The 14,974-nt window shown below is 59.1% G+C and carries 14 protein-coding genes, 1 tRNA gene and 1 pseudogene; 9 read left to right on the forward strand and 7 right to left on the reverse strand.

Translation table 11 applies throughout. From position 1 onward, the window contains the following. Positions 1-87 precede the first annotated feature (87 nt). Entirely contained in the window at positions 88-1,560 is a 1,473-nt protein-coding gene (gene der, locus BVH06_RS22370; protein WP_075931252.1) for a ribosome biogenesis GTPase Der, read from the forward strand. A 102-nt stretch (positions 1,561-1,662) separates the two neighbouring features. Here der and BVH06_RS22375 read toward each other — a convergent pair whose 3' ends face one another. Next, a complete protein-coding gene (locus BVH06_RS22375; RefSeq protein WP_139315706.1) occupies positions 1,663-3,960 on the reverse strand; it encodes a TonB-dependent siderophore receptor in 2,298 nt (765 codons plus the stop codon). 104 nt (positions 3,961-4,064) lie between these two features. Between BVH06_RS22375 and BVH06_RS22380 the strand changes: the two genes are divergently transcribed. The 5 genes from BVH06_RS22380 to BVH06_RS22400 all read left to right on the forward strand — a co-directional run bounded on the left by BVH06_RS22380 (position 4,065) and on the right by BVH06_RS22400 (position 9,391). After that, positions 4,065-4,829 (forward strand): response regulator, encoded by a 765-nt coding sequence (locus BVH06_RS22380; protein ID WP_083652165.1) that lies wholly within the window; start codon positions 4,065-4,067, stop codon positions 4,827-4,829. Position 4,830: 1 nt separating this feature from the next. Further along, on the forward strand, positions 4,831-6,225 hold the full coding sequence (locus BVH06_RS22385; RefSeq protein WP_075935534.1) for an ATP-binding protein: 1,395 nt from the start codon (positions 4,831-4,833) through the stop codon (positions 6,223-6,225). 72 nt (positions 6,226-6,297) lie between these two features. Next, positions 6,298-6,975: a type 1 glutamine amidotransferase domain-containing protein gene (locus tag BVH06_RS22390; protein WP_075935535.1), complete on the forward strand. Its 678-nt coding sequence runs from the start codon at positions 6,298-6,300 to the stop codon at positions 6,973-6,975. A gap of 533 nt (positions 6,976-7,508) precedes the next feature. Beyond that, positions 7,509-8,441: a retron St85 family effector protein gene (locus tag BVH06_RS25580; RefSeq protein WP_139315707.1), complete on the forward strand. Its 933-nt coding sequence runs from the start codon at positions 7,509-7,511 to the stop codon at positions 8,439-8,441. Then, positions 8,441-9,391 (forward strand): retron St85 family RNA-directed DNA polymerase, encoded by a 951-nt coding sequence (locus tag BVH06_RS22400; protein ID WP_075935537.1) that lies wholly within the window; start codon positions 8,441-8,443, stop codon positions 9,389-9,391. The genes BVH06_RS25580 and BVH06_RS22400 overlap by 1 nt, the downstream gene beginning before the upstream one ends. Before the next feature lie 61 nt (positions 9,392-9,452). Here the strand turns inward: BVH06_RS22400 and BVH06_RS22405 are convergent, their stop codons facing one another. Further along, a complete protein-coding gene (locus BVH06_RS22405) occupies positions 9,453-9,866 on the reverse strand; it encodes a hypothetical protein (protein ID WP_075935538.1) in 414 nt (137 codons plus the stop codon). Between the two features lie 387 nt (positions 9,867-10,253). On the opposite strand from BVH06_RS22405, the pseudogene BVH06_RS22415 reads away from it, so the two are divergent. The 3 genes and pseudogenes from BVH06_RS22415 to nadS all read left to right on the forward strand — a co-directional run. Further along, a pseudogene (locus tag BVH06_RS22415) lies at positions 10,254-10,445 on the forward strand (tyrosine-type recombinase/integrase); the annotation flags it as partial. A gap of 42 nt (positions 10,446-10,487) precedes the next feature. Then, positions 10,488-10,802: a type II toxin-antitoxin system RelE/ParE family toxin gene (locus BVH06_RS22420; protein ID WP_075935539.1), complete on the forward strand. Its 315-nt coding sequence runs from the start codon at positions 10,488-10,490 to the stop codon at positions 10,800-10,802. 5 nt (positions 10,803-10,807) lie between these two features. Continuing rightward, complete coding sequence (gene nadS / locus BVH06_RS22425; RefSeq protein WP_075935540.1) at positions 10,808-11,095, forward strand: NadS family protein; 288 nt, start codon at positions 10,808-10,810, stop codon at positions 11,093-11,095. A 79-nt stretch (positions 11,096-11,174) separates the two neighbouring features. Here the strand turns inward: nadS and BVH06_RS22430 are convergent. The 5 genes from BVH06_RS22430 to BVH06_RS22450 form a co-directional block, all read right to left on the reverse strand. Further along, positions 11,175-11,248: transfer RNA gene (locus BVH06_RS22430), tRNA-Gly, on the reverse strand. 94 nt (positions 11,249-11,342) lie between these two features. Beyond that, a complete protein-coding gene (locus BVH06_RS22435; protein ID WP_075935541.1) occupies positions 11,343-12,221 on the reverse strand; it encodes an alpha/beta fold hydrolase in 879 nt (292 codons plus the stop codon). 347 nt (positions 12,222-12,568) lie between these two features. Beyond that, positions 12,569-13,261 (reverse strand): pseudouridine synthase, encoded by a 693-nt coding sequence (locus tag BVH06_RS22440; protein ID WP_075931246.1) that lies wholly within the window; start codon positions 13,259-13,261, stop codon positions 12,569-12,571. A gap of 3 nt (positions 13,262-13,264) precedes the next feature. After that, positions 13,265-13,486 (reverse strand): cysteine-rich CWC family protein, encoded by a 222-nt coding sequence (locus BVH06_RS22445; RefSeq protein ID WP_075931245.1) that lies wholly within the window; start codon positions 13,484-13,486, stop codon positions 13,265-13,267. After that, positions 13,483-14,958 carry a sensor domain-containing diguanylate cyclase gene (locus BVH06_RS22450; RefSeq protein WP_075935784.1) on the reverse strand — a complete coding sequence of 492 codons (1,476 nt, stop codon included), beginning with the start codon at positions 14,956-14,958 and terminating at the stop codon, positions 13,483-13,485. The genes BVH06_RS22445 and BVH06_RS22450 overlap by 4 nt, the downstream gene beginning before the upstream one ends. Positions 14,959-14,974 lie beyond the last annotated feature (16 nt).

Raw genomic sequence — 14,974 nt, forward strand, 5'->3', positions numbered from 1 at the left:
GGCGAGCGGGGCAGATAGTGCGAGATTTGCGGCCGCTGCCTGTGCAGCGGCTTTTGTATTTTTTGAAATAACGAAGTGGAGAGCCGAATGGTTCCCGTAATTGCCCTGGTGGGCCGGCCGAACGTCGGCAAATCCACCTTGTTCAACCGCCTGACCCGCACCCGCGACGCGATCGTCGGGGACCTTTCGGGCCTGACCCGCGACCGCCAGTACGGCGAGGCCAAGTGGCAGGGGCGCACCTATATCGTGATCGACACCGGTGGTATCTCCGGTGACGAGGAAGGCATCGACGCCAAGATGGCCGAGCAGTCCCTGCAGGCCATCGAAGAAGCCGATGCCGTGCTGTTCCTGGTCGACGCCCGCGCCGGGTTGTCCGCCTCCGACCAGATGATTGGCGAGCATCTGCGCAAGCGCAACAAACGCAGCTTCCTGGTGGTCAATAAGGTCGACAACCTCGACCCCGACCTGGCCCGCGCCGAGTTCTCGCCGCTGGGCATGGGCGAAGCCCTGCCGATCGCTGGCGCCCATGGCCGCGGTATCACCCAGATGCTCGAAGCTGCCCTGGGCAGCTTCCCCAAGGATGCCGGCGAGCCGGAAGAGGGCGAGGTGGCCGAAGACGTCGCCGAGGGTGAGGAAGCCAAGCGCATTCCCGGCCCGAGCGAGAAGGACGGCATCAAGCTGGCCATCATCGGCCGCCCCAACGTCGGCAAGTCGACCCTGGTCAACCGCATGCTCGGTGAAGACCGGGTCATCGTCTACGATCAGGCCGGCACCACCCGCGACAGCATCTACATCCCCTTCGAGCGTGATGACGAGAAGTACACACTGATCGACACCGCCGGCGTGCGTCGCCGCGGCAAGATCTTCGAGGCGGTGGAAAAGTTCTCGGTGGTAAAGACGCTGCAGGCCATTCAGGATTCCAACGTGGTGGTGTTCGTCATGGACGCCCGCGAAGGGGTGGTCGACCACGACCTCAACCTGCTCGGCTTCGTGCTCGAGAGTGGCCGTGCCCTGGTCATCGCGCTCAACAAGTGGGATGGCATGGAGCCCAGTGAGCGTGATTACGTGAAGACCGAGCTGCAGCGCCGGCTGTTCTTCGTCGACTTCGCCGATATCCACTTCATCTCCGCCTTGCACGGTACTGGCGTTGGCCATCTGTACAAGTCGGTGCAGGCCTCGTTCAAGTCGGCGATCACTCGCTGGCCGACCAGCCGCCTGACGCAGATCCTCGAAGATGCGGTGCAGGAGCACCAGCCACCGCTGGTCAACGGTCGCCGTATCAAACTGCGTTACGCCCACCTGGGTGGCGCCAATCCGCCGCTGATCGTGATCCACGGTAACCAGGTCGACGCCGTGCCGCGCGCCTACTCCCGTTACCTGGAAAACACCTACCGTCGCGTGCTCAAGCTGGTCGGCACGCCGATCCGCATCGAGTACAAAGGGGGCGAGAACCCTTACGAGGGCAACAAGAACACCCTGACCGACCGCCAGGTGAACAAGAAGCGCCGCTTGATGAGCCACCACAAGAAGGCCGAGAAAAAGCGCAAGGACAAGCGCTGATCGCGCCATTGCCTGAACGAAACAGGGGTAGCTACCGAAAGGAGCTACCCCTGTTTCGTTTCGATTGCCGGAAAGCGGCGGCCAGCCGCTTTCGTCGCTGCGCTAGAACTGCGTGCGCAGGGTTACCGACATGCTGCGCGGGTCGCCGTAGATGGCGCCAGCGTAGAAGCCGTAGCGGGTGTAGTAGGTCTTGTCGAACAGGTTGTTGACGTTCAGGGTCACGTCGGTGTCGTCGTTGATGTCGTACTTGGCCATGGCGTTCCAGATCGCGTAGCCGGACCAATTCACGTCGGTGGCGCTGCGGCTCTGCCCGTTATTTGGGATGCCGGCCGGGCTGGAGAGCGCGCGAATGTTGCTTTGCGCGCTGACGCCGGTGCCCAGGGTCACGCGATCCAGCATGCCGCTCAGGCGATAGGTGGTCGAGGCCTTGAACAGGTGCGACGGGTCACTGCGGCCATCGCTGTCCAGGCGGCGGAAGTGCAGGTAGGTATAGCCGCCATAGACGTTCCAGTTGTCGGTGAGCGCGCCGGCCACCTCGATGTCGATGCCATCGGTTTCCGTGCCACTGCCAGCGACGTAGGCCTGGGCCTGGGACGGCGTTTGGTTGGCGCTATCGGTAACCGCCTTGTTGTCCTGCTTGGTGCGGAAGTAGGCGAGCTGGGCGTTCAGGCGGCCGTCCAGCCACTCGCCCTTGATGCCGGTCTCGTAGCTCTGCCCGACGATGGGTTCGACGCGGCTGCCGCTGGTGGTTTCCTCGCTTTGCGGGGTGAACAGGTCGGTGTAGCTGGCGTACAGCGAGTAGGTGTCGTTGAGGTCGTACACCGCGCCCACGTAGGGGGTGACGATGCCCGATTCGGTCTGGCTGGTCTTGATGCCTGCGGCGGTGGTGTTGCGGGTGCGGTAGTCGCTGGCCCGCACGCCGAGAATGACCGACAGCGGATCGGTGATGCTCAGGCGCGTGGCCGCGTACAGGCCCTGTAGACGGGTGACGCTCTTGCCGTGGCGGCCGGTTTTGCTGGCCGTCAGGTACAGGTCGTCGTCGACGCCGTTATGCCAGTCGGTGATCGGTAGGCCGTTGTTGCTGCGGAACTGGCAACCCAGGGCCGGTGCGCTCTGGCGTGTGGCGCTGGACATGATGCAGCTGTATTCCGGCGTCCAGCCCACGGTACGGCTGTCGCTATAGCCGAACATGGCCTGGTGGCTGCGGCCGAGCAGCTCGAACGCGCCGCTCAGGTCGAATTGTGCGGATTGCTGGGTGGTGTCGCTGGAACTGTGCAGCCCGTTGAGCACCATGCCGCTGCCGTCCTGCTCCGGGTAGCCGGTATAGAGTCCGCGGCTGAATTGGTTGACCTTGCCCAAACCGTAGTGATTGAGCGCTTCGGTGACGCTCTGCGCGGCCTTCACGTCCAGCGTCCAGTCCTCATTGAAACGGTGGCTGAGCGAGGCGAAAGTGGTGCGCGTTTCGTTCTCGCCGTGGCTCCAGCTCGGCACCAGGTTGGTGCTGCGCGACCAGTCGGTCTTGCTGCCATCGGCGTACCAGATCGGGATATTGGCGCCCCAGCCGCCGCCTACGGTCTTGGCGTATTCGTACTGATAGCCGGCGCCCAGGGTGGTGTCGTCGGTGAGGTCGAACTCGAAATTCGCCAGGGCGGCGCGGGCACGTTCGGACTGGTGATCACGGAACGAGTTGGCGTCCTCCTGGGTGATCACGAAGCGCGAGCGCAGGCGGCCGTCTTCGCTGAGCGGCAGGTTGAGGTCGGCGCCCAGGCGCGTCCTGTCCCAGCTGCCATAGGTCAGGTAGGAACTGCCGCCGAATTCCTTGCCGGGGCTTTTGCGGATCAGGTTGACGGTCGCCGACGGGTCGCCAGTGCCACCGAGCAGGCCATTGGCGCCGCGGACGATATCGATGCGTTCGTACATGTCCATGTTCAGCGAGTTGCCGGCACCGCTGAAGCCCGAGTCGCCGAAGTACTGCAGGCCATCGACCTTCCAATTGGTGATCTTGTAGCCGCGTGCGCGAAAGTCGGTGCGGCCGCCCACCTCGTACTTGCTGGCGGTGACGCCCGGCGTGACGTCCAGCGCCTGCTCGACGTTGCTGATGCCGCGGTCGGTCATCTGCTGGCGGGTGATGGTGGTCACGCTCTGCGGCGTTTGCCGGGGCGTCAGTGCCATGCCGGTCGAACTGGTGGTGCCGCGCACGGTATAGCCGAGTTGTTCGGTGGCATCGTCGATGGCGCTGTCTTCGATGCTGATCGCGCCCAGCTCCAGCGCGCCGGCGGGTGCATCCACCTCGGCGTGGCCGAGCGGGCTGAGCAACAGGCCGCTCAGGCTGATGGTGGCGGCTAGCAGCGTGCGTTGCGAGGGACAGAGGGTTTTACGGGGTAGGGGCGCGGCGTTCATGATAGCTCGTGTTGGTTGGCAGTCATTCTCATATGCATGAGATTTTTGTTACGATTCTAAGTACTGCGCTGGCTGCGTAATTTCTTGGTTTGTACGGGCATGTAATGGAACGTAATGAGGGGCAGGCCCTAAGGGCGCAGGGCATGGAGGCGGCGTCGCAGACCGTGCTGGTGGTGGACGACGACGACGAGATTCGCGAGCTGCTCTGCGAATACCTGAGCGACTCCGGTTACCGCGTATTGGCAGCCGCCGATGGTCGGCAAATGTGGTCGCTGCTCGAACAGCACAGCGTGCAATTGCTGATCCTCGACCTCATGCTGCCTGGCGAGGACGGCCTCAGCCTGTGCCGCCGCGTGCAGGCGGCGGATGGTCCGGCGGTGATCATGCTCTCGGCCCGTGGCTCGGCGCTGGACCGCGTCGTTGGTCTGGAGGTGGGCGCCGATGATTACCTGGGCAAACCCTTCGAGCCCCGCGAGCTGCTGGCACGGGCCAAGGCGGTATTGCGCCGCGCCGTGCCAGCCCGTGTGGAGCCTGCAAGCCAGGGCGACACGCCGATGGTGTTCGCTGGCTACCGCCTCGACCCCGTCAAGCGCACCCTGACCCAGCCCGACGGCACGGCAATGTTGTTGCCACGCTCCGATTACCGGGTGTTGAACGAGCTGCTCGGCGCCCGCAACCGCGTGCTGAGCCGCGATCACCTGACTCGCTGTGCGTTCTCCCGGCCCCATCTGCCGGATGATCGATCGGTGGATATGTGCGTCAGCCGTCTGCGCCAATGCTTCAAGGCAGGTGACGAGCGCGTGCAGATCCTCACCATCCGTAACGAAGGCTACCTGTTCAGCATCACCGCCAACGATGCGGTGACCTGAGATGCCCGCGCTTCCCGCCGCCACCGGTTTCAGGCGGCTGTGGCCACAGACCCTGTTCGCTCAACTGTTGCTGATCATGGTATGCGGCGTGGTAGCCATTCAGCTGTTGTCGAGCAGCATCTGGTTCGACGTACGCTTCGCCCAGGTGCTGGAGGCGCCGGTGCGTCTCGCTGCCAGCCGTACGGCGGGGATGATCGAAAGGGGTTGCAGCGCTGACGGCCCGCTCTCGGCGCCTGCCGGCTACCAGTTGAACTGCCTCGCCAGCGAGCCGCACGTCGACGCGACCGACCGGCGTGGTCTGCGGCGTATCGAGTTGCTGTTGCACCAGGCGTTGCTGCATGAACTGGGACACGAGCAGCGGATCCGCTTGCTGGAGGCCCGTCTGACCGACACGCACGGCCAGCCCATCGTCTGGCGCAGCCTGTTCGGCCTGGACACCGCCCAGGCTCATATCCGTTTTGCCGTCGCCCAGCCCGATGGTCGCTGGTTGGAAGTGGATGGCCATGAGCAGCAGGGCTGGAGCGGCGAATCGGCCTGGGCGCTGATCGCCGATTACATACTGCGTATCTACGTGCTGCGCATTCTGGCGGTGCTGGGCATCTGCTGGCTGGCGGTACGCCTGTGCCTGCGCCCGCTGCAGCGGCTCAGCGAGGCCGCTCGCGGCCTGGGCGACAACCTGGAACAGCCGCCGCTACCGCTGAACGGGCCGCTGGAAGTGCGCGAGGCTGCGCACACCTTCAACGTCATGCAGCAACGGCTGATTGCCATGATGCGTGACCAGGCGCACTTTCTCGCCGCCGTGTCCCACGACCTGCGCACGCCCCTGACGCGTATGCGCCTGCGTATCGAACGCCTCAGCGATGACGAGCAGCGTGAGCGCCTGAAGCACAACATCGCCCAGATGGACGCCATGATCGCCCAGGTGCTCGACTTCCAGCGCGCCGCCGAGCCTGGCGTGGCTGAGCCCGTTGATATCGAGCAACTGATCACGCAATTGTGTGGCGAACTGGCAACTGCCGATGAACCATTGCCTGTTTCGGGCAACGCGACACTGGTGCGCGGCAACCCGATTTTGCTGCAGCGTTGCCTGCAGAATCTGCTGGAAAATGCCCTGCGCTATGCCCGTGGGGTAGAAGTGGCGGTGGTCGGGCGGGAGCAGGGCGTTGCCATTCGCATCGAGGATCGCGGCCCCGGAATCGAGCCGGCCTTGCTGCCCAGCATCTTCGAGCCATTCGTGCGGGCGGAGGCTTCACGCAATGCTCGTTCGGGCGGCTATGGGCTCGGCCTGAGCATCGCCCGACGGATTGCCCAAGCTCACGGCGGCACACTGATTCTTGAGAATCGCACAGGTGGCGGCCTGGCGGCCGAGCTGTGGCTACCAGCCTGCTGGCAATGAAAAGCTTCGGGCACTCCGCGCGGTTTTCGGGCACTAACTCAGAACCCTATCGCCACATGCAAGGAGTTCATGATGAATGTTCTGATGGTACTGACCTCCCATGATCAGCTCGGCAACACCGGTGCAAAAACCGGCTTCTGGCTCGAAGAGTTCGCGGCGCCTTACTACGTGTTCAAGGATGCCGGCGCCAATGTCGTGCTCGCCTCGCCAGCCGGGGGCCAGCCGCCGCTGGACCCTAAAAGCGACGCGCCCGATGCACAGACCGACGCCACCCGCCGCTTCAAGGCCGACGCCGAGGCGCAGCGTCACTTGGCCAACACCGTGAAACTGGATTCGGTCAAGCAACAGGATTTCGACACCATGTTCTACCCCGGCGGCCACGGCCCGCTGTGGGACCTGGCCGAGTCGCGCGAATCGATCGGCCTCATCGAAGCCTTCGAGCGCGCCGGCAAGCCGATCGGCTTCGTCTGCCATGCGCCGGGTGCGCTGCGCCACGTCAGGGCGGCTGACGGCAGCCCCTTTATCAAGGGTCGTCGGGTCACCGGTTTCAGCAACAGCGAAGAAGCTGGCGTGCAACTGACCGACGTGGTGCCGTTCCTGATCGAGGACGAATTCCAGAAACTCGGCGGCCAGTACGAAAAGGGTGAGGACTGGGCGTCCTTCGTGATCGAAGACGGCAAGCTGGTCACCGGCCAGAACCCCGCCAGCTCGGAAGCCGCTGCCGAGGCGCTGCTGGCGAAGCTCAAGTAGCTGCGGCAGGTGAGTGGGGCAGGGCTTCTGTAGCGCCGTTAGGTGAATAACGGCCGCCCCGTTACTGCGACAAACCCTCAGAAACGAGAAAGCCCCGTCAGTGATGACGGGGCTTTTGTATTCCGATCTGGAGCGGGCTAAGGGAATCGAACCCTTTTCCAACTCCCGCAATGCTCCGCAAAGCCCCTGCGTTGCTCGCTTGCACGCGGATTTCACACGCTTTATCCCGCTATGCATCGCAGTGCTTTCGACACTTTTTCGACCCTAACATGCCAGCCAAGCGCACTTGGATGGAGATATTTCGGCGCTTTTAGTGGAGGCCTATTGACATCATCGTCATTTTTTAGGATCTTGAGACCGTTCTTTACGCGTAAAAGCTAGGCTGCACAGCCAGAGCTTAGTCAGGCGCTTCGCCAGACTCTATGAAATTGTTTGGTTTTATTCCGCAGACGAAATCTGCGGCCCTCCAATCGCAAGCTCATTACGGTCCACAGATTCCGTCTGCGGCTGTCCTTGGTAAAGAATAGTTCTTCATGGATGACCCTCGTTTAAGTGCATTGGAAGCTCTTAATTTAAAAGAGTCGAGGGTCGCCTTCTGTAACTCTCACGTCATACTGCTATGTGGCGGTAGAACCCCCGTCAAAGCTCATGCAGATGCTCCAGACCCACCAATAAGTAGTTTTCGGCACGCGCTGATTTTGTCCAATAGGCATGATCTTGAGCTATATTTGCCAGAGAATATCACTGACTGGAAAGAAGATGGTATTTTCAATAACCTAATTGAGCTCGAAGTTGAGCTCGCTGCTATATCATCTTTAGTTGTAATAATATTAGAAAGCCCAGGCTCCATTGCTGAGCTCGGGGCCTTTTCTCAGCTTCCCCAATTCAATGAAAAACTCATGGTTTTTTTGTCCAGAGAGTTTCATTGTGACTCATTTATAAATCTCGGCATCCTTAGGCATATTAAAAAATATAATCACGATGCAGTAAGGGTTTATCCTTGGGAGACAAAGTACCCTGCATCTATCTCTGAAGAGCTAATAGATGACGTCTGTGGCGATATCAGTGAGCATATAAAAGGGCTTCCCAAGAACCCTAAGCTGAAAATATCGAATATCTCCCATCTTTTCGTTATTATTTACGATATTGTTGAATTGTTTGTTGCCCTTAAAGAAAGCGAAATTGCGACTTATCTTAATTTTTTTGGCATAAAACTAAAAACAGATGATCTCCGTATTAAGTTGTTTTTGATGAAGAAGTTTGGTCTGTTGGATCATCTGGATTTTAGTAATTCGTGGTATTATCTAGTATCTAAAAATCAGTTTCATCGCGTAGCTTGGTCTGTCAACAAGGGTGCCAAGTTCGATAGACTCAGAACCTCTGTAGATTGTAGGAAATTTTATGCCGAGTCTGGTAAAGACAAGCATCGGCTGAGAGTAATTCGACAAAGGTTTGGAGCGAATTAATGAGTAATAATCCTCTCATTGACGCGCTTTTGTCTGATTTGGCGCTAAGTAAAGAGCAATTCTTAAGAATCGCTTCACGTGCCCCCAGGACTTACAAAATCTACCCGATTCTAAAGAAGAACGGCGGAATAAGGGTAATCGCTCAGCCAGCTAGAGAAACAAAATACATTCAGTCATGGCTTGCCAATAATGTTTTTGGGCTTTTGCCTGTTCACGACTCAGCTACCGCATACCGCAAAGGTTCTAGCATCAAAGTCAATGCTCAAATGCATGCGGCTAATCCCTACATTGTAAAATTAGATTTTACGAATTTTTTTCCATCAATAAAGTCTTCAGATGTATTTGCTCATCTAAAACAATTTTTGATTGGCGCCACTGACTCTGAGCTTAAGATTTTTACGCTCCTATCGTGTTTCAATAATAATGGGGAGCTATGCTTAAGTATTGGCTCTCCATTATCTCCCGGGCTTTCTAATTCGATAATGTATGAGTTTGATTCGATTATTTCGGATTGGGCGGCTGGAAATAATTTTATTTACACTCGATATGCAGATGACCTCACCTTCTCAACACCTATTAAGGGGGCGTCCGAGGCTGTCGTTGATAAGGTAAGAGAAGTTATAGGTAAAATTGCTTACCCTCGCTTATCCTTAAATGAGAAAAAAACTATCCACCTGTCTCGTAAAGGATGCCGCAGAGTTACAGGCTTAGTGCTCTCTAATTCTGGATCTGTATCTATTGGCAGAGATAAGAAACGAGAGATTAGCGCGATGGTTCATAGATTTTCTATTGGTAAGATATCACATGACGACTTGCGCAGACTGCAAGGCCTTTTAGGCTTCGTTCAAGATGTTGAGCCGTTATTTATTGCTCGCTTGCGTGCTAAATACTCGTCCGCTGTTGTCGTTGATTTGCTCCGGAGAAGAGTAAAAAAGGAGTCTGATAAGTGATTGCCTTAACTATGCTTCAATTTTTAAATATGTCTTTTCTAGAGTGAGCGTGCACTAGGCCTTAATCCGTAGCGATGGTCACGACGATCCAGTAGCTGCTTGGTTTTCTTTCATGAAGCCTTAGCTTAGTGTCGATCCAGTTAATGGTCATCCATTCCCCTGGCTTAAAAGTCTTGACGATCTTTTTTTGAACTCCCGTATTTTTGATATCCCATCTTCCATTAGGGGTTAAGTAGGCGTAATCAAAAGCTACGTATTCGACCTTTCTGCTTTTATTGTGCTTAGGATTGTTTGTGAATTTAATATATTCATATTCAGTATAAATAAGAGTTTCACCGACAATCGCTTTACCTTTGCCAACTACATTTAATGCCCAGTCGTTGTGGCTCTGACCTATATAAAAGCTCACTTCGTTGGCGTTGCAGGTGGTGGTGATAAATATTGATAAAGCAAAACCCATTAACAAATCTTTCATCCTTTTCCCAACTCCATTCGGGCGTACCAGCGTCTAGCTACTTCCTGTGTGATCGCTATCCCGCGGTGGGTTGGCTCAAGTTTCGGTTTGCTTCGTCGTATCCGGACTGGTTTGGCCAGCCTCGGGCGTGATCTGGCCGCTTGCCAGCCAGAGGGCGTACTGGGTGTAAATCTTCACCAGTACGTCTATCTCGTCTGCGCTCACTCGTACAGCGCCCTTGCTGACGTTTCTCGAGCGCTCGTAATCCCCACCTTGCTCGCTAGCTCGGTTGTGCCTTCGAGCTTGATCGATGCGCGCGCCCTATCGGACGCGCTTAGACCAAGCACGGGCCATTCCCAAATGCGTGAGGGCGTAAGGTGCTGCACTTGACCACGATCAACCCACTCAAAGGGGCAGGCCAGCCACATACTGCGGCACACCTTCGCAGCTCACTTCATCATGGGTGGCGGGCATATCGTCACGCTGAAAGAGATCCTGGGCCATGCCTCGTTGGCGATGACCATGCGCTATTCGCACCTGGCGCCTGAGCACCTGCATGACGCGATCAGGCTGGGGCCGATGGCTGACTTCTCACACTGAAACCAATTGAATGGAGGTGCGCCACTGGCGTACTATTTCGGCATGATCTTTATCGAGACTCCCATCTTCACCAAGCGCTTGAAAGAGCTGCTGACTGACGACAGCTACTCGGCCTTTCAGCGCGAACTGGCAGACCGGCCAGATATGGGCGATGTGATCGAAGGCACGGGCGGAATCCGCAAGGTGCGGGTGGCCTCAAGCGGCCATGGCAAACGCGGTGGCTCCAGAGTCATCTACTATCACTTCACGTCCGCTTCGCAGATCGCGTTACTGCTGATCTACCCGAAGAACGAGAAGGATGATCTGTCAGCCGATGAGCGCAAAGTGCTCAAGCAAATTATCGATCGGTGGAGGTAATCACCATGAACAAGTTCTTCGACGACCTGCTGGAAAGCGTTCAGCAGATGGACGAGATTCACCGGGGCGAACGCCAGCCATCCAGGGAGTTCACCGTGGACGCCCTGCAGGTGAAAGAGATCCGCAAGGCCACCGGCCTCACGCAAACCAAGTTCGCGGCCATGATCGATGTGCAGCTCGGCACCCTGCGTAACTGGGAACAAGGCCGCCGCGAACCGACCGGCCCGGCCAAGGCGTTGCTGCGCGCTATCCACAACGACCCCAAGCACGTCATCCAGGCACTGTCCGTCTAGGTTTCGACACTTCTTCGACAGCCCCAAAACGTCGCCCACAAAAAAGCCCTGTAAAAACAGGGCTTTAATGTTTCTGATCTGGAGCGGGTGATGGGAATCGAACCCACGGCTCTAGCTTGGGAAGCTAGGGTATTACCATTATACGACACCCGCAGCGGCCGCCTTTATACCCGAATCCATCCGCAAAATGAAGCCCGCGTTGCCCATTGGCCATCTGCCAGGGCAACGCGGGCTGCTCTATTGCGTGTCATACGGCCATGGCATGCAGGCCGGGGTGGACGGTGAAGCGTTTGCTGGTGGTGTTGTGTTGCAGGAAGCCCAGCAGGGCGTTCTGGGTCTGCAGCCAGGCGCCTTTGTGTTCCATGTCGATGAAGTGGCCGGCGTTGCTGACCGTGGCGAAGTGGCAGTCGTTGATGTGTTGGGCCATCAGGCGGGCATCGGCGGCAGAGGTGTATTCGTCGTGCTCGCCGTTGATGAACAGCAATGGGATGTCGATATCGCTCAGGCAATCCAGGTGGCAGTGGGCTTCCATGCGCAGCACTTGTTGCACGTGGGCGTTCATCTGCCGGTATTCGTGGCTGCTCAGGCGGCTGATGTGCTTGTGGTTGTAACGCTTGAACAGCGACGGCAGGTGCTTGCCGATGGTGTCGTTGACCAAGTGGCCGACCTTGTCGCCGTCCTCCTGATTGAGGCACACCAGAGCGCGGCCCAGGTAGTCGAGCATCGGTTCGTTGAGGGTCGGCGAGAACGACGCGAAGATGGCCTTTTCCAGCGTGGGCGGGCGCCTGGTGAGCGCGAGCATGGTGGCCACGCCGCCCCAGGAAAACGACATCACGTACTGGGCCCCGTAATGGTCGATCAGGTCGAGCAGGATCGCCGCTTCGTCTTCCTTGCTGATGCAGTGGTCGTTGCGGTTGTGCGCCCGCGACTGGCCGGCGTAGGGCTGGTCGAAGAGCACCACGTTGAATTGGGTGGCGAGGTATTTGACCGTCTGCGCGAAGGAGGCGGTGGTCGCCAGCGAGCCGTTGACCAGGATGATGGTCTTCTGGGCCGAGGGGTTGGCGTGGAACTCCGTATGTACCTTGTACGTCCTGTGCACATCGATGACAGCGATTGCTGGCTTCATATGTATTTCCTCCTGGCGCAAAAGATGAACGCGGCTGACGGCGAACCGTAAACCGGGCAAGTCGGATAGCTAGGAAAACGCCTGGACATGACAAAGCAATGTCAGGCTGGAGGATCTTGTGATTAGAGGGGTGAAGCAGGTTTCAAGGCTGTAATGGAACGGCTTGAGCGCGTTCTTCTCACCAGGCAGGAGCCCCTTTTGCGGGTAACGCAGGCCGCGCGCTGGCGACCCCGATATCGCCTGGCGCTATCGAGCGGCATGGCGACATCTTTTTCGATTTAAGCAGCGGCCAAAACGGCTGGCAAGGAAGCTGAAAGGATTCCGCATGACCGCTGGTCGGCGGCGCTTCAGACGCTGGCGATTTCCGCGGCGGTGAGTGCTCGGTACTGGCCGGGCGCCAGTTGTGGGTCGAGGACGATCTCGCCCATGCGCTCGCGGTGCAGGGCGACGACGCGGTTGCGGAAGTGGCCGAACATACGCTTGACCTGATGGTAGCGGCCTTCGAACAGGGTGAGCCGGGCGTGGTGACTGTCCAGCACCTCGAGCCCGGCGGGCAGGGTGGTGAGATCTTCGAAAGCGAAGTACAGCCCGCGGGCGAAGACCTCGGCGTACTCGCCGGTGATCGGCTGTTCGGTGGTGACGTGATAGACCTTGGGCTTGCGCTCTTGCGGTTGAGTGATGCGCCGCGACCAGCGCCCATCATTGGTGATCAGCAACAGGCCGCTGGTGTTGAGATCCAGACGGCCGGCCAGGTGTAGCTCGTGTTTGTCCGGCTCGTCCAGCAGATCGAGCACGGTGCGGTGTTCGTCGTGCTCGGTGGCGCTGACCACTCCGACCGGTTTGTGCAGCATCCAGTAGCGTGCGCTGCGCCCGGCCTGCAGCAGTTCGTCGTCCAGCTCCACGCGCTGGAAGTCGCGGATATCGAAGCGCGGATCAGAGATGACCTCGCCGTCCACGCGCAGGCGACCAGCGCTGATCAGCAGGCGGCTGTCCTGGCGGCTGAAACGGGGAAAATTACTGAGGAAACGATCCAGGCGCATGGTTCAGTCGGGCTCGCGTTCGTGCTCGCGAGAGGCAACGATTTGTACGACGCCTGCGCAGGCTGGGCACAGGCAGGCGCGGTTCAGCGCCTCGGGCGGCAGATCCTGCAACGCCTGCGGTTTGACCTCGACCTCGAAGCACCAGCAGTGCGTGACCTCGCTGTCGCTGGCGGCCTGGGCGCAGCTGTTGAGCTTGCCGCAGGCGGGGCACAGATTGGCGTTCATTGGGTTTCTTCGCACAGGCGGTTGCGCCCGGCCTGCTTGGCCCGGTACAGGGCGCGGTCGGCGCGGGCGATCAAGGCCTGCAGATCGTCACCTTCCTGCAGGGTGGCCAGGCCGATGCTGGTGGATGTGTGCAGCGTCTGCTCGGCGAACGTGAAGGCGCTGACCTCGGTCTGCTGGCGGATCTTCTCACCGAGCTGGCGGGCCGCGTCGAGCGGGGTGTCCTTGAGCAGCAGGATGAACTCTTCACCGCCCCAGCGGCAGATGATGTCCGACTGGCGCAGGTTCTCTTGCAGATGGCGGGCGAAGCCACGTAGCACCGCATCGCCGGCCAGGTGGCCGTGGCTGTCGTTGAGCTGCTTGAAACCATCGAGGTCGAAGAGCAGGGCGCACAGGGTGCTCTGGCCGCGCCGTGCTTCCTGGATGGCCTGGTTGGCCAACAGCTCGAAGCCGCGGCGGTTGGGCAGTTCGGTCAGCGAGTCGGTGGTCGCCAGGGCGGTGATGCGCGCCTGGTAGCGGCGCAGCACCAGGGTCACCAGGGTGAGCACCACCAGGGTGACCACGCCGCAGATCAGCAGGTTGAGGTAAAGCGACTGGCGAATGCCGGCCAGGGCGCCTGTTTCGTGCTTGTCGACGAACAGGTACCAGTCCAGCTCGGGAATGAAGCGCACGTTGAGGAAATGGCCGCGGCCATGTTCCTGGTAGAAGAAGTTGCCGCTCTTGGGGTGGGGCAGCTTGCTGTGCAGCTCTTCGAGGCCCTCGACGTCGCTCAGCTGGTCGCCGATGCGCGCGCCCATGGGGCCGCCGCTGGCGCCGGTGAGCACGATGCGCCCGGTGGTGTCGACGAAGTACACGCTGCGGTCGTAGCGCCGCTGGTACTGGTCGATCAACTGCACCACGGCGTCCACGGTGAGACCGACACCGGTGGCACCGATGAAGCGGTGCTCGTAGTCGAACACCTTGTAGTTGATGAACACCGTCATGCGATCGCCGTTGGCCATGTCGATGTCGACGTTGATCTCGTAGGGCTCCTCCTGATCGCGCAGGCGGTAATACCAGACGTCGCGGGTGGCCTGCTCGTCGACCTTTTTCAGCACGCCCTTGGCCTGGTAATAGGTCTTGCTCTGCTCGGAGACGAAGAAGCTGGTAACCGCGCCATAGTGGCTCTGCACTTCCTGCAGGTAGCGGATCATCGGCTCCAGGTCCTGCTCGCCGCCGAGCACCCAGTCCCGCACGAAGGTATCGCGGGACATCATCGAAGAGATGAGGATGGGCCGCACCAGATCCTTCTGGATCTCCGAATAGACGTTGTCCGAAGTCAACGGCAGTTCGGTGTTGACGATGTTGTCGCGGATCGAATCCAGCGCCGCGTGATAGCTGGCCAGCGAGGTGGCGATGAAACCGCAGATGAGCAGGATCAGCAGAATGAAGACCAGCGAGCGAGGGCTGGCAGCTTTGGCGGACGGTGATGGCATCGTGCTGGCTTCTTTG

The sequence above is a fragment of the Pseudomonas sp. PA27(2017) genome (genome assembly GCF_001945445.1).
Classification (GTDB): Bacteria; Pseudomonadota; Gammaproteobacteria; order Pseudomonadales; family Pseudomonadaceae; genus Aquipseudomonas.

Excerpts from the sequence above, each read along its gene's own strand:
- der (WP_075931252.1), top strand. The coding sequence starts at position 88 with ATGGTTCCCGTAATTGCCCTGGTGGGCCGGCCGAACGTCGGCAAATCC.
- BVH06_RS22375 (WP_139315706.1), bottom strand. The coding sequence starts at position 3,960 with ATGAACGCCGCGCCCCTACCCCGTAAAACCCTCTGTCCCTCGCAACGC.
- BVH06_RS22380 (WP_083652165.1), top strand. The coding sequence starts at position 4,065 with ATGGAACGTAATGAGGGGCAGGCCCTAAGGGCGCAGGGCATGGAGGCG.
- BVH06_RS22385 (WP_075935534.1), top strand. The coding sequence starts at position 4,831 with ATGCCCGCGCTTCCCGCCGCCACCGGTTTCAGGCGGCTGTGGCCACAG.
- BVH06_RS22390 (WP_075935535.1), top strand. The coding sequence starts at position 6,298 with ATGAATGTTCTGATGGTACTGACCTCCCATGATCAGCTCGGCAACACC.
- BVH06_RS25580 (WP_139315707.1), top strand. The coding sequence starts at position 7,509 with ATGGATGACCCTCGTTTAAGTGCATTGGAAGCTCTTAATTTAAAAGAG.
- BVH06_RS22400 (WP_075935537.1), top strand. The coding sequence starts at position 8,441 with ATGAGTAATAATCCTCTCATTGACGCGCTTTTGTCTGATTTGGCGCTA.
- BVH06_RS22405 (WP_075935538.1), bottom strand. The coding sequence starts at position 9,866 with ATGAAAGATTTGTTAATGGGTTTTGCTTTATCAATATTTATCACCACC.
- BVH06_RS22420 (WP_075935539.1), top strand. The coding sequence starts at position 10,488 with ATGATCTTTATCGAGACTCCCATCTTCACCAAGCGCTTGAAAGAGCTG.
- nadS (WP_075935540.1), top strand. The coding sequence starts at position 10,808 with ATGAACAAGTTCTTCGACGACCTGCTGGAAAGCGTTCAGCAGATGGAC.
- BVH06_RS22435 (WP_075935541.1), bottom strand. The coding sequence starts at position 12,221 with ATGAAGCCAGCAATCGCTGTCATCGATGTGCACAGGACGTACAAGGTA.
- BVH06_RS22440 (WP_075931246.1), bottom strand. The coding sequence starts at position 13,261 with ATGCGCCTGGATCGTTTCCTCAGTAATTTTCCCCGTTTCAGCCGCCAG.
- BVH06_RS22445 (WP_075931245.1), bottom strand. The coding sequence starts at position 13,486 with ATGAACGCCAATCTGTGCCCCGCCTGCGGCAAGCTCAACAGCTGCGCC.
- BVH06_RS22450 (WP_075935784.1), bottom strand. The coding sequence starts at position 14,958 with ATGCCATCACCGTCCGCCAAAGCTGCCAGCCCTCGCTCGCTGGTCTTC.